The sequence below is a fragment of the Rhizobium sp. Root1212 genome, assembly GCF_001424985.1.
Taxonomy (GTDB): domain Bacteria; phylum Pseudomonadota; class Alphaproteobacteria; order Rhizobiales; family Rhizobiaceae; genus Pararhizobium.
The window spans coordinates 55,749-68,522 of record NZ_LMDA01000001.1 but is presented as its reverse complement, the minus strand read 5'-3'; the positions used below and the strand labels follow the sequence as shown (position 1 = coordinate 68,522).

Annotated in this window: 13 protein-coding genes; 6 read left to right on the top strand and 7 right to left on the bottom strand. The window is 60.2% G+C overall.

Translation table 11 applies throughout. From position 1 onward, the window contains the following. Positions 1–35 precede the first annotated feature (35 nt). Positions 36–827, bottom strand: a complete 792-nt coding sequence (locus ASC86_RS00355) for a phenylalanine 4-monooxygenase (RefSeq protein WP_056314757.1) — start codon at positions 825–827, stop codon at positions 36–38. Positions 828–952: 125 nt separating this feature from the next. Here ASC86_RS00355 and ASC86_RS00350 point away from each other — a divergent pair, with 125 nt between their 5' ends. Together ASC86_RS00350 and ASC86_RS24885 are read left to right on the top strand one after the other, a co-directional pair. Then, positions 953–1,414 (top strand): Lrp/AsnC family transcriptional regulator, encoded by a 462-nt coding sequence (locus ASC86_RS00350; protein WP_056314755.1) that lies wholly within the window; start codon positions 953–955, stop codon positions 1,412–1,414. Positions 1,415–1,597: 183 nt separating this feature from the next. Then, positions 1,598–3,580 (top strand): acyltransferase family protein, encoded by a 1,983-nt coding sequence (locus ASC86_RS24885; protein WP_082509821.1) that lies wholly within the window; start codon positions 1,598–1,600, stop codon positions 3,578–3,580. 216 nt (positions 3,581–3,796) lie between these two features. On the opposite strand, the gene rpsI is transcribed toward ASC86_RS24885, so the two are convergent. The 3 genes from rpsI to ASC86_RS00330 all read right to left on the bottom strand — a co-directional run bounded on the left by rpsI (position 3,797) and on the right by ASC86_RS00330 (position 5,384). Continuing rightward, positions 3,797–4,264, bottom strand: a complete 468-nt coding sequence (gene rpsI, locus ASC86_RS00340) for a 30S ribosomal protein S9 (protein ID WP_056314754.1) — start codon at positions 4,262–4,264, stop codon at positions 3,797–3,799. 2 nt (positions 4,265–4,266) lie between these two features. After that, a complete protein-coding gene (gene rplM / locus ASC86_RS00335) occupies positions 4,267–4,731 on the bottom strand; it encodes a 50S ribosomal protein L13 (protein ID WP_056314751.1) in 465 nt (154 codons plus the stop codon). A gap of 227 nt (positions 4,732–4,958) precedes the next feature. Further along, positions 4,959–5,384, bottom strand: a complete 426-nt coding sequence (locus ASC86_RS00330) for a PaaI family thioesterase (protein WP_056314748.1) — start codon at positions 5,382–5,384, stop codon at positions 4,959–4,961. Between the two features lie 152 nt (positions 5,385–5,536). Here ASC86_RS00330 and ASC86_RS00325 point away from each other — a divergent pair, with 152 nt between their 5' ends. Beyond that, on the top strand, positions 5,537–6,352 hold the full coding sequence (locus tag ASC86_RS00325) for an enoyl-CoA hydratase (RefSeq protein ID WP_056318027.1): 816 nt from the start codon (positions 5,537–5,539) through the stop codon (positions 6,350–6,352). Between the two features lie 10 nt (positions 6,353–6,362). Here ASC86_RS00325 and ASC86_RS00320 read toward each other — a convergent pair whose 3' ends face one another. After that, entirely contained in the window at positions 6,363–7,199 is an 837-nt protein-coding gene (locus tag ASC86_RS00320) for an EamA family transporter (protein ID WP_056318024.1), read from the bottom strand. Between the two features lie 202 nt (positions 7,200–7,401). Here ASC86_RS00320 and ASC86_RS00315 point away from each other — a divergent pair, with 202 nt between their 5' ends. The 3 genes from ASC86_RS00315 (at position 7,402) to ASC86_RS00305 (ending at position 9,620) form a co-directional block, all read left to right on the top strand. Beyond that, positions 7,402–7,830 carry a CoA-binding protein gene (locus ASC86_RS00315; RefSeq protein ID WP_056314745.1) on the top strand — a complete coding sequence of 143 codons (429 nt, stop codon included), beginning with the start codon at positions 7,402–7,404 and terminating at the stop codon, positions 7,828–7,830. A gap of 108 nt (positions 7,831–7,938) precedes the next feature. Continuing rightward, positions 7,939–9,219, top strand: coding sequence for an O-acetylhomoserine aminocarboxypropyltransferase (locus tag ASC86_RS00310; protein WP_056314743.1), 1,281 nt, complete (start codon positions 7,939–7,941; stop codon positions 9,217–9,219). Between the two features lie 56 nt (positions 9,220–9,275). Then, on the top strand, positions 9,276–9,620 hold the full coding sequence (locus ASC86_RS00305; RefSeq protein WP_056318021.1) for a cupin domain-containing protein: 345 nt from the start codon (positions 9,276–9,278) through the stop codon (positions 9,618–9,620). Between the two features lie 632 nt (positions 9,621–10,252). Here ASC86_RS00305 and ASC86_RS24880 read toward each other — a convergent pair. Further along, a complete protein-coding gene (locus tag ASC86_RS24880; RefSeq protein ID WP_082509897.1) occupies positions 10,253–11,326 on the bottom strand; it encodes a DMT family transporter in 1,074 nt (357 codons plus the stop codon). A gap of 69 nt (positions 11,327–11,395) precedes the next feature. After that, on the bottom strand, positions 11,396–12,634 hold the full coding sequence (locus tag ASC86_RS00295) for a cytochrome P450 (RefSeq protein ID WP_056314740.1): 1,239 nt from the start codon (positions 12,632–12,634) through the stop codon (positions 11,396–11,398). Positions 12,635–12,774: the final 140 nt, after the last annotated feature.

Sequence of the window (12,774 nt, the reverse complement as noted above, 5' to 3'; positions counted from 1 at the left end):
GCCCCGTTCGGGACGTCCGCCAGATAATTCGCCGCCTATGAGGCCTTGGCCTCGTAGGTCGGGGCAAAATCGCCGAGCGATTTCGCCTTTTCGATCATGCCGCCGATATCGTTGATGGTGATGGCTTCGAGATCGGCGAAGCTGTCGATGACGTAGTAGATCGGCTGGACGATATCGATGCGATAGGGGGTCCTGAGCACCGTCATCAGATCGAACGGTCGGAATTCGCAGGCCGTGCCTTCCATGGCGGCCTTGGCTTCGCTCGGCGACGAGACGATGCCGGCGCCGAAGCAGCGGCGTCCCTCCGGCGTGTTGATCAGGCCGAACTCGACCGTGAACCAGAAGATGCGGAACAGGTGCCAGGAATAGCCCTTGCCGAGTTTCACGGCCGTTTCGCCGAAATGGCGGACGAAATTGGCATAGCTCTGGTTGGTGAGCAGCGGGCAATGGCCGAAGACCTCGTGGAACAGGTCCGGCTCCTCGATATAGTCGATATGCTCGCGGCGGCGCAGGAAGGTCGCAAGCGGGAATTTGCCCTGGGACAGGAGTTCGTAGAAGCGCGAAGGCGGGATGAGCGCTGGCACGCCTTCGACGCCGAACCCGGTGGTCTCGTGCAGGCGACGATCGACATCGCGCAATTGCGGAACCTTGTCCGGCGTCAACCCCAGCGTCTTGACGCCATCCAGGTATTCCCTGCAGGCCATATTGGCCAGAAGCTTCATCTGGCGTGCATAAAGTTCGCCCCAGATCGCGTCTTCCTCGGCGGTGTAGGGGTAAATCCCGTCTGGGCCGGGCAGTTTGGCGCTGTAGCTGCTTTCCTTGGTCATTGATCCGATCCTCCCGGATGCTGCGCTTCATCCGGTAATTATGCTGCCGATCGAAAGGTTTTTCCTTTCTTTCCCGCCGCGCGCGTCCATAATCTTGGCAGATTTTCCCGGAGATTGAGCCTATCATGAAAGAAAATGGGAATTTTCATCGTAAGCTGCTGCAACTTGTCCAGGCTGATGGAAGCCTCTCCTTGTCCGAACTGGCTGAAAAGGCCGGCATGTCCCAGAGTTCGGCATGGCGGAAGATGCAGGAGCTGGAGGCGGATGGCGTCATCCGCAAGCGCGTCACGCTGCTCGACCCCGGCAAACTCGATCTCAAGCTCTGTGTCATCGCCCATGTGACGCTGGAGGATCACCACGAGGAAGCGGTCGCCTCTTTTGCCTCCGTGGTGCTGGAGCGGCCGGAGATCATGGAATGTTATGCGCTCTCGGGCGCTTTCGACTATATGCTGAAGATCCGGGCGAGCGATGTCGAAAGCTACGAGGCCTTCATGACCCGCTATCTGATGCGCAATCCACATGTGCGGACCGTCGTGTCGAGCTTCGTGCTGCGAGAACTCAAATTCTCGACGGAACTGCCGATCTAAAACCGGGGATATGCGGTAAACGCGAAGGTTGTGGAGTGAGACAATTCGATGCTGGCGGATGCGGCTTGCCGTCTATAAGCAGCAGCTTGCTTGGAATAGCCACAATCAGCCGCTTAATGCGCGCAAGACAGCCCTGCGCCCGCTGCCCTTGGATTGCGCCTGTGAGATACTTATAATTTGCCGATGAACCACTATAGACAAGAAATCGACGGTCTTCGCGCGCTCGCGGTGACCTCCGTCATCCTTTATCATGCCGGTCTGGCGCAATTGCCGGGCGGATTTATCGGCGTCGACGTGTTTTTCGTCATCAGCGGCTATCTCATCACGTCGCTGATCGTGAAGGGATTGAACGAGGGCAGCTTTTCGCTCGTCGATTTCTACAAGCGCCGCGCCCGCAGGATTTTGCCGGCGCTGTTTCTGGTGCTTGCCTGCACGGTTCCCTTCGCGTGGATATGGATGCTGCCGGAAGATTTTCGGAACTATGCGCAAAGCATGACGGCCAGCGTCTTTTCATACTCCAACATCCATTTCTGGCTGGAGAAGGATTATTTCGCCCAGGATGCAAATCTGGTGCCGCTCCTGCACACCTGGAGCCTTGCGGTCGAAGAGCAATACTATCTGATCTTTCCGCTGCTGATGCTGATCGCTTGGCCGCGCCTATCGAAGCGGGCGGTTGTGGGCATGCTTGCGGGCATTGCCGCCGCCAGCCTCGCCACGTCCCTGTGGTGGGCGGCGAGCCATCCGACAGCCAGTTTCTTCCTGCTGCCGAGCCGGGCGTGGGAACTGATGGCGGGCGCGCTCGCCAGCTTCGTTCCGGCCTCCCGCGATCAAGCGAGAAACAATGCACTGTCACTAGGCGCCGCCACGATCCTTGTTGCATCGTTTTTCCTACTCGATGACCAAGACGGATGGTCTCCGCTTGCCGCCGTTATTCCAGTGGTTGCGACCGCTGGCATTCTCGTTTTCGGCGTTCGCGGCACGCTGCTGGCGCGCATCCTTTCGGTTCAGCCATTCTTGCTGATTGGCAAAATCAGCTACAGCGCCTATCTCTGGCATCAGCCGATCATGGTGTTCGCACGCATCCGCAGCCCGGAGGAGCCGGCGCTTTCGACGATGCTGGCGCTCGGTGCCCTGTCATTCCTGCTCGCTTATTTTTCATGGCGCTATGTCGAGGAGCCGCTGCGGCGCTCCCACGGTCAGCGTGTCGTCGGCTGGCGTCCGCTGGTGTCCGGGTTGGGGCTGACGGTCGTGTTGCTGGCGTCGCTTGGTTTGACCGGACAGATAACGCACGGCCTTCCGTCGCGGTTGCCGGAGGCTGTCGTCGCAATGGAAAGACAGAGCGACTGGAGTCGAAACTGCATGTTTACCCAGGAAGGTGGCATGCCGGCTTTTCCCATCACGCGATGTCTCTTCAACGAGAAGCATCCGACGCGCTATGCGATCTGGGGCGATTCCATAGCCTCGTCCATCAGCCCGGCTTTGGCAGATGCGCTGGATCGCAAAGGAATTGCCTTGCAGCAGTTGACGCACGGATTTTGTGCGCCGCTGCTCAACGTGTATCGGGACGATCTTCCAGGCGCTGTAAGTTGTGATGCCTTTAACGATCAGGCGATGGAGCAGTTACTCACATCTGGCGTGAATACCGTAATTCTTGCTGCCTCATGGCAAAAATTTCTTGATGACGACGGCTATGTGCTGGACGGAAAGGAAAAGCGCATTGCCAACCGCGATCGCGGATTCCTCGTCACGCAATTGTCCGATACGATCCAGAAGCTGGAAAAGGCTGGTATTCGTGTTGTTCTAGTTTTCGGTCATCCGACGACCAAGATGGACGTCACGGACAGCATCGCCCAGCTCATGTTGAAGGGTATTCCACGACCGTCGTTCACAATTACCTATGAGGAGTTTGTGGCCGCATCGATGAACAGCCGCGGCATTTTGGAGAAAGCGGCGAGTCCCACGACGCTGAAGGTCCAGACTGAAGACGGCTTTTGCAATGAGCGCAAAGATGGCCTCTGTACCTTGGCTTCGAACGGCGTTGCATTCCTCTCCGACGGATTGCATTTCACCAAAGCAGGAGCACGGATCGTCGTGGACCAGATAATGAGGAAGCTCTATCCGTCCCAGGTACAGCATCTGCAGGGGGCATCCGGCCTGGGCAGCTGAATTCCAGGCGGATGTTGCGATTTGGTAGCTTGGCTCGCTTATTACTCTTTTGCCTGGATGGGCCGGTGTGGCCTCCGGGATTTCGCTTAATCACTGAATGCAAGCTGCGCTGAGTTTACAGCACAGGAAAGCTGCCGCCTGTTTGCAGGCCGCAACAAGGTAAAGAAAAAGGCGGCTCGGAGGCCGCCTTTTCCATGAGTGCAATCCGAAAAGCGATTAGCGCTTCGAGAACTGGAACGAACGGCGGGCCTTGGCCTTACCGTACTTCTTACGTTCAACAACGCGGCTGTCGCGGGTCAGGAAGCCACCCTTCTTCAGGACCGAGCGCAGGCCCGGCTCGAAGTAGGTCAGAGCCTTGGAGATACCGTGACGAACCGCACCGGCCTGGCCGGAGAGTCCGCCGCCGGCAACGGTCGCAACGATGTCGAACTGGCCATCACGGGCAGCAGCGACGATCGGCTGGCGCAGGATCATCTGCAGAACCGGACGGGCGAAGTAGTGAGCGAATTCCTTGCCGTTGATGACGATCTTGCCGGAGCCCGGCTTGACCCATACGCGGGCAACGGCGTTCTTGCGCTTGCCGGTCGCGTAGGAGCGACCCTGGGCGTCGACCTTCTTGACATGAACCGGAGCCGAAGCTTCCGTGGCCGTGCCGAGGTCTTTCAGAGAAGAGAGGTCAGCCACGATCAGGCGCTCCTTGTGTTCTTGCTGTTCAGCGAGGCGACGTCGAGGACGGTCGGCTGCTGTGCTTCATGCGGATGGTTGGAACCGGCGTAAACGCGCAGGTTCTTCATCTGGCGACGGCCGAGCGGGCCGCGCGGAACCATGCGCTCGACGGCCTTCTCGAGAACGCGCTCCGGGAAGCGGCCTTCGATGATCTGGCGCGCGGTGCGCTCCTTGATGCCGCCCGGATAACCGGTGTGCCAGTAGTACTTCTTGTCGGAGTACTTCTTGCCGGTCAGGACAGCCTTCTCGGCGTTGATAACGATGACGTTGTCGCCATCATCAACGTGAGGGGTGTAGGTTGCCTTGTGCTTGCCGCGCAGGATGTTGGCGATGATGGAAGCGACGCGACCGACAACGAGGCCTTCGGCATCGATGAGGACCCACTTCTTCTCCACCTCTGCAGGCTTCTGAACGAAGGTTGACATAGTGAAACTCTTTCGTTTGGACCCGATGCGTTGCCGCCGGGCGTTTCTTGTTGCTTGGCTTTGGCCGGCTTGAAACCATGCCAAAAGGAAAGCGGCCCCGAAGGACCGCGATCTGCCGCAGCTTATACGCAAGGTCGAAAATGCGGTCAAGCACAGCAGATTTGTTAGTTTGAAAAATTGATAAGCAAAATCAATGGCATGCTTGTGTGGTTTTATAATACCACATTTTATTTCGGCGGAATCGAATAGGTCGCGGTGGCGTGGGCGACGATATCGGTGTCTCCGGCGGCTGATATTTCGGCGTCGAGGACGGCGAGGCGCTTGCCGAGCTTGAGGATTCGGCAGCGGCATTCCAGCGGTTTCGGCTCCGGCTTGCGCAGGAAGTTGATGTTGAGATTGGTCGTGACCGCAAGGGCGACCGGGCCGATATGGGAGACCAGCGTCACATAGGCGGTGACATCGGCCAGCGCGAAGAGGGCGGGGCCGGAAACGGTGGCACCGGGGCGCAGGTGCCGGGGCAGCGGATCGAAGCGCATGACGGCGGTGCCGGGGCCGACGCTGACCACCTCGAACACGCGCCCGTCGGTGTGGACTTCGGGAAAGTCCGTATCCAGGAAGCGGTTCAGGTCTTCGACCGTCATGACGGGGTTCATGCTGTTTTCCTTCGTCGTTTGCCGGATGTTAGAACCGGTCGGCGGCATCCGGGCAAGCCGGCATAAAGTCGAAGAGCCGTGGCGGGTTGAAAGCGGTGCGGCCGGGGCGTACCAACGCGTTTTCGATCCATACCGAATTCAAGGAGCCGCCGATGGCCGATATCGTTTCCCTGCACCCGGAAGAACAGCGCGGCCTTGTGCTGAAGGAGCGGGCGGATGCGATTCTCCGGCTGACGCTGAACAACCCGCCGACCAATGCCCTTTCGATCGCGATGATGGAAAGGTTGATCGCCGAACTCGATGCGGTGGCGGAGATGCCGGATATCCGCGTCGTCGTGCTGGCGGCGGTGGGCCAGGTGTTTTCCGCCGGTCATGACTTGAAGGAAATCACCAGCCATCGCGGCGATGGCGATCAGGGGCGGGCTTTCTTCGATAAGACCGTGCGTCTGGCCACCGAACTGATGCTGAGGATCACCAGGCTGCCGCAGCCTGTCATCGCCGAGATCGACGGCCTTGCGACGGCGGCAGGCTGCCAGCTGGTGGCGAGCGCCGATCTGGCTGTTTGCACCGATACGGCGACCTTCTGCACGCCCGGCGTCAATATCGGCCTTTTCTGCTCAACGCCGATGGTAGCGGTGTCCCGCGCCGCCCACCGCAAGCAGGCCATGGAAATGCTGCTCACCGGCGAGACGATCGATGCCTCGACCGCGAAGGATTTCGGCCTCGTCAACCGCATCGTGCCGAAGCAGTATCTGCGGCAGGTGGTGGATAAATATGCCGCCGTGATCGCCTCCAAGTCGCCCGAAGCCGTGAAGATCGGCAAGCAGGCCTTCTACCGGCAGGCGGCGATGGGGCTGGAGGAGGCCTATGCCTTTGCGACTGAGGTGATGGTCGAGAATCTGCTGATGGAGGATGCGCTGGAAGGGATCGGCGCGTTTCTCGGCAAGCGGATGCCGGAGTGGAAGTAGGCCGCACCGTTCAAGCCAGCTTCAAGAGCAGCGCCCCAAGCGCGATCAGCCCCGCGGCCGCGATGCGGAAGGGGCTGACGCGTTCCTTCAGGAAGACGATCGAGATGATCACGGCAAAGAGGATCGAGGTTTCGCGCAGTGCCGCGACAGTCGCGACCGGGGCCTTGGTCATTGCCCAGAGTGCCAGGCCGTAAGCCGCAAGCGAGCCGCCGCCGCCGATCAGGCCGCGCCACCATTGATGGCGCACGTGGAAGACCACCGGGGCCACGCCGCGCTTGTGAAAAGCCCAGGCAAAAAGCAGGACCGGCGGCAGCAGCGCCATCCAGAGCGTGTAGGAAATCGGGTTTTGCGCAAGGCGTGCGCCGATGCCGTCGACATAGGTGTAGCTGGCGATAACGCAGGCATTGGCGAGCGCCAAGAGGATCGCGTGTTTTCCACCCTTGCGGGCTTCGAAGGCGAGCGTCAGGACGCCGGTGCATATCGTCAGGATGCCGGCGAGCGTGCCGGTCGAGAGCTGTTCCTTGAGGATGAAGCCGCTGGTGAAGGCGACGATCAGCGGCGCGACGCCGCGCATCAGCGGATAGACGAGGCCGATATCGCCAGCGCGGTAAGCCGCTGCCACCAGCTGGAAATAGGCGAACTGGAAAAAGGCCGAGACGATGAGGAACGGCCAGGAGGGGGAGGCCGGAAAGGGTACGAAGGGCAGAAAGGGGACGGCGACGACGGCAGCACCCAGTGCGATCATTGCGGCATCGAGCGACTTTTCCGTGCCGGCCTTGACCAACGCATTCCAGGTGGCATGCAGGACGGCTCCGAGAAGGACAAGCGCGATAACGTCGGGAGCCACGATGACCTCTGGGAAGAAGCGGGGGAAGGAAGTGTTCATCCGCTTCTGAAACGCCGCCCGGCGATTTGCAACCGCAATCCTTGCGGGAAGAGGCAAAACGGCCAGATTTGGCGGCTTCGGCGCAAACGGCCAGGGAAGGGAGCGGTTGACACCGTCGATTGCCGTTCCAACTATCCCTTGACGACAAGGAGCGGCCAGAATCATGAACCACGACAGCTATCCTGATTATTTCATCAGGGACATCCTCACCGAAACGAAGACGATCGCGCTCGTCGGTGCTTCGCCGAATGCGGAGCGACCGAGCTACCGGGTCATGGCCTTCCTTCTGCGCAAGGGCTACACGGTCTATCCCGTCAATCCGGGGCAGGCGGGCAAGGAAATCCAGGGACAGAAGGTCTATGCCCGGCTGGCCGATGTGCCGCAGCCTGTCGACATGGTCGATGTTTTTCGCGCGGCAGATCAGTTGCCGGCGCTTGTGGATGAGATTCTGGCCTTACCGCAGCGTCCAAAGGTGATCTGGGGACAGCTTTCGGTGCGCGACGATCAGGCCGCGGCGAAGGCGGAAGCCGGAGGCATCAAGGTGGTGATGGATCGCTGCCCGGCGATCGAATATCCGCGGCTGGTCATTTGAGCCCGAAAGCGAAAGTGCTCGAATTATCAGTATTTTGGAAAAACAATCTTTGACGGCGGGGGATCGGCTCTGGAATAGTGCCGCGACTTTTCGAGGGAGGATATTTTCATGAGCACGAAACCCGGTTTCAATACGCTTGCCATCCATGCCGGCGCGCAGCCTGACCCGACCACCGGCGCGCGCGCGACGCCGATCTACCAGACGACCAGCTTCGTCTTCAACGACGCCGACCATGCGGCCTCGCTGTTCGGCCTGCAGGCCTTCGGCAACATCTACACCCGCATCATGAACCCGACGCAGGCGGTGCTGGAAGAGCGCGTGGCCGCGCTCGAAGGCGGCACGGCGGCGCTGGCCGTGGCCTCCGGCCATGCGGCGCAGCTGCTGGTGTTCCACACGATCATGAGCCCCGGCGACAATTTCGTTGCCGGCAGGCAGCTCTACGGTGGTTCGGTCAATCAGTTCGGCAACTCGTTCAAGTCCTTCGACTGGCATGTGCGCTGGGCGGATTCGCGCGACGCATCGAGCTTCGAAAGCCAGATCGACGACCGCACCAAGGCGATCTTCATCGAGAGCCTCGCCAATCCGGGCGGCACCTTCGTCGATATCGCCGCGATTGCCGAAGTGGCGCGCCGTCACGGCCTGCCGCTGATCGTCGACAACACCATGGCGACCCCCTATCTCATCAGGCCGATCGAGCACGGTGCCGATATCGTCGTGCATTCGCTGACCAAGTTCATGGGAGGCCACGGCAATTCCATGGGTGGCGTCATCGTCGATGGCGGCACCTTCGACTGGTCGAAATCCGGTAAATATCCGCTGCTGTCCGAGCCGCGCCCGGAATATGCGGGTATCGTGCTGCATGCGACCTTCGGCAATTTCGCCTTTGCGATTGCCTGCCGTGTCCTGGGTCTGCGCGATTTCGGCCCGGCGATCTCGCCGTTCAACGCCTTCATGATCCTGACGGGCATCGAGACGCTGCCGCTTCGCATGCAGCGCCATTGCGACAACGCACTGGCTGTCGCGACTTGGCTTTCGAAGCATGAGAAGGTCGAATACGTGAACTATGCCGGCCTCGAAGGCGATGGAAACCATGGTTTGCAGCAGCGCTATTCGCCGAAGGGCGCGGGTGCGGTCTTCACCTTCGGGCTGAAGGGCGGTTATGAGGCGGGCAAGCGCTTCGTCGAGGGGCTGGAGATGTTCTCGCACCTCGCCAATATCGGCGACACTCGCTCGCTGGTCATTCATCCGGCCTCCACGACGCACCGCCAGCTTTCGGCCGAGCAGCAGACGGCGGCCGGCGCCGGGCCGGAGGTCGTGCGCCTCTCGGTCGGCATCGAGGATGTCGCCGATATCATCGCCGATCTGGAACAGTCGCTCGCCAAGGCATGATGCCATTTTCGCCCCGCGGCGGTCAGCGCCGCGGGGCTTTCGATTTCGGAGACAGCATGAGCAAGGCCCTTCTCTTCGACCTTTCGACGATCGAGCCGGAAATCGGCGCGCCGGCGGCAGACCGGCTGATGTCCGGGGCGCCGGAGTTTCGCACCTGGAACCTGGAAGAGGTCGATGGCGGCCTCTATGCCGGCGTCTGGGAAGCGACGCCGGGCAAATGGCGGATCGTCTATGACGAGTGGGAATATTTCAACGTTCTCTCCGGCTATTCGATCGTGACCGAAGAGGGTGGCGAGGCGGTGCACCTGAGAGCCGGCGACCGGATGGTCGTGAGACCCGGCTTCAAGGGAACCTGGGAAGTCGTTGAAACGACTCGCAAGGATTATGTGATCCGGCTGTGAGCTGTTTGTTGCTGTTGAGGTAGAGGTGCCATTTTACCCTGCCTCTTCGCACTCTGCGACAATGCGACCCAGATCCTCTTTTCAACGATACGGCTCTATCCACGCGCGGAAAACCGCCGTGGCTATTCGTTGGTTCGGGTCTCGGCCGGGGCGCTTCTGGGTGCCGCGAACAAGATTTAAGTAGAATGACGCCCGGAAGCGCCCCGTTTTGCAGTTTTTGCCGGCAACTCCGCTCCCTCTGCTTCCCTTTATTACAAAAGGGCGTTGTGTGCCGCACAGGCACGCCTGCGGCGAGACTCCGGAAATCCGGGCGTCCGCAGAAGGGGAGCATTTTCTGCCGACCCCGAAGAAGAAAGATCGCGTCCCGCTTTCAGCTCCGGTGCCAGCCCCGCCTCGCCGCGACGCCTCGCGGTGTAGCCGATAACGGGACAAGGCGATGATGGCATAGGGGCGCGGAGCGGGGGGTTCGGGGATGGAGAATTTCGTGGTTTCCGCCCCTCTGTCAGGCGTAAGAACAGCTGTCGCAATGGTATTCGATGACAAGTTTAATAGGACAATTTCCGCCACGGCATTGGTAAACCGGGACATTGATACATACCTCGCAGCCCTGCCACCCTCATCAGATGTGCGTGTCACTCAGCAGCATTTTCATGGCTGTGTCGGTGATGCAAATCCGGATAGTGCGGATGCTTGTGACGCAGGGGCTCATGGCGATGATGATGCGAATGGGGCTCATCGCTTGGCCCGTCATGAGTATGCTGGTGATGATCGTCGTGGGTGTGAGCGTGATCGTGTTCAAGCGCCTCATGAACGTGCCAATGGTCATGGCGTTCCGAAAGGTGCAACCAAAGCCCAAAGCCCATCAACAGCCCGGCCGCGAGAAGCTGTAAAGAGGGATTCTCTCGAAACAGCAGCAGAGCAAGGACTGCGCCGATGAATGGGGCCAAGGAAAAGTACGCTCCTGTCCGTGCTGCGCCGAGATGGCGGAGCGCGAGCATAAACATCACGAGGCTGATCCCGACACCAAGGAAGCCGGTAATAGCTCCCGCCGCGACAATTGTCGCGCTCGGTAACCCTGCGCCAAGCCCCAACGCGATTGCAAGGTTAGTCGACCCCGCCAGCAAGCCCTTGAGCATGGCAATTTGCACCGGATCGGCTGAGGAGAGCTTCCGGGTCAGGTTGTTATCTATGCCCCAACATAAGCACGCAGCCGCTATGAAGAGGGCACCGATATCAAGGTTAAGCGCCTGGCCGTTCCATGAGAGAAGAACGGCTCCGGCCACAATGGCCGCTGCTCCGAGCAGCAGACGTCTGTCGACATTCTCTCGGAATACCACCCACGCGATTGCCATCGTGGCCAGGCTTTCCAAATTGAGCAACAGCGAGCCCGATGCGGCTGATGTCCGAGACAGTCCGAACATGAGAAAAATTGGCCCGAGCATCCCACCGAAAACGATGACAGCGGCAAGCCATGGCATATCGGGGCCTCGAAGCGGAGCCTCGATATTGGATAATCCGAGCAGCGGCCGGCCCCAGTGTATCGCGGCCAAACCCAACCCGGCTCCGAGGTACAGAATTCCCGCAAGTAGCCATGGGTCAACTGAACCAATCAGTAATTTCGAAAGTGGCGCGGACGCGCCAAACAAAGCGGCTGCCCCGAGAGCGAGCGGTACTCCAGGCCATAGGTGGGAATGGTTTTCAGACATGCGGAAATGCATACCACTTTTTTGTACGGCCCCACCACCCTCACCGAGGGTGGTGGGGGGAAAGAAAAACTACCCCCACACCAAATCCAGCCGCTCCAGCCCATGAAAATGATAACTGTCCTTTACCTTCGGCTCTTCTTTCAGCCGCAGGTCCGGCAGGCGTTCGAACAGGATCGGCAGGGACTGGCGTAGCTCCAGACGGGCGAGCGGCGCACCGATGCAGAAATGCAGGCCGGCGCCGAAGGAGAGATGGGCGCCTTCGTTGCGATCCGGCCGGAAGGCGAGGGGATCGCTGAATTTCTGCGGATCGACATTGGCGGCGGCGAGAAGCAGGCCGATCTTGTCGCCCTTCTTCAGGCTGATGCCGTCTTCCAGCTCGATATCGGACAGCGCATAGCGCTGGAAGACGTGGAGCGGCGCGGCGAAGCGCATTGTCTCCTCGATGGTCCTTTCCGTCGTCGCGTCGTCGGCGAACACGGTCGCCGGGTCAGATCCGGTCTGCAGAAGCGTGCTGACGCCGTTACCGACCTGATGCACGGTCGCCTCATGGCCGGCGTTCAAGAGCAGGACGGCTGTGGAGATCAGTTCGTCGTCGGTCAGCCGCTCGCCGTCTTTTTCCGTGACAATCATGTGGGTCAGGAGGTCGTAGGCGGGATTTTCGCGCTTCCAGTCGACGAGTTCCTTGAGGTAGCCGGCGAAATCGGCGGAAGCCTGGTTGGCTTCCAGTTCCGTCTCGTAGCTCGGGTTGAACATATACATCTTCACCATGCTGTGCGACCAGTCGAGCAGCTTCGGCGCCATCTCGACGGGCACGCCGAGCATGCGGGCGATGACCGTCACCGGTACGATTTCGGCATAGGTCTTGAGGAGTTCGACCTCGCCGTCCTTCTCGAAACCGTCGATCAGCCGGTGGCAGAGCGCCTCGATTTCCGGCTTCAACTGCTCGATCTGGCGGGAGACGAAGGCGCGGTTGACGAGGGTACGCAGCCGGGTGTGCGCCGGCGGTTCGAGTTCCAGGAGCGAGTGTTCCTCGATCCGGTCGAAATCCTTCACATGCGGCTTGGGTTCGGACATGCCGAGTTCTTCGCGGGTCGCTACATGCAGGATCTGGCGGCCGAAACGGCGGTCGCGCAGCAGGCCGTTTACCCGGTCATAGCCCGCAAAATACCACTGACTTTGCTCCTCCCATTGGAAGGCGGGACACTCGGCATGGAACCTTGCATAGGTTTCAAGCGGGTTGGCGTAGAAGGCGGGATCGTTGACATCAAGGCTGATGCGGCGGGCGGCGCTGTCGATTACGGCGGGCATGGCGGTCTCCGTCTCTGATAAGACCGGTTTAGAATCTGGCCGGGAGAGCGGCAAGTCGCATTTCCTTGCCGTCCACCGCAGGGAGTGCGTGGGCAGCTCTTTTTCGGCAGGATGGCCGTCATCTCTCTTGCCATCCCGGC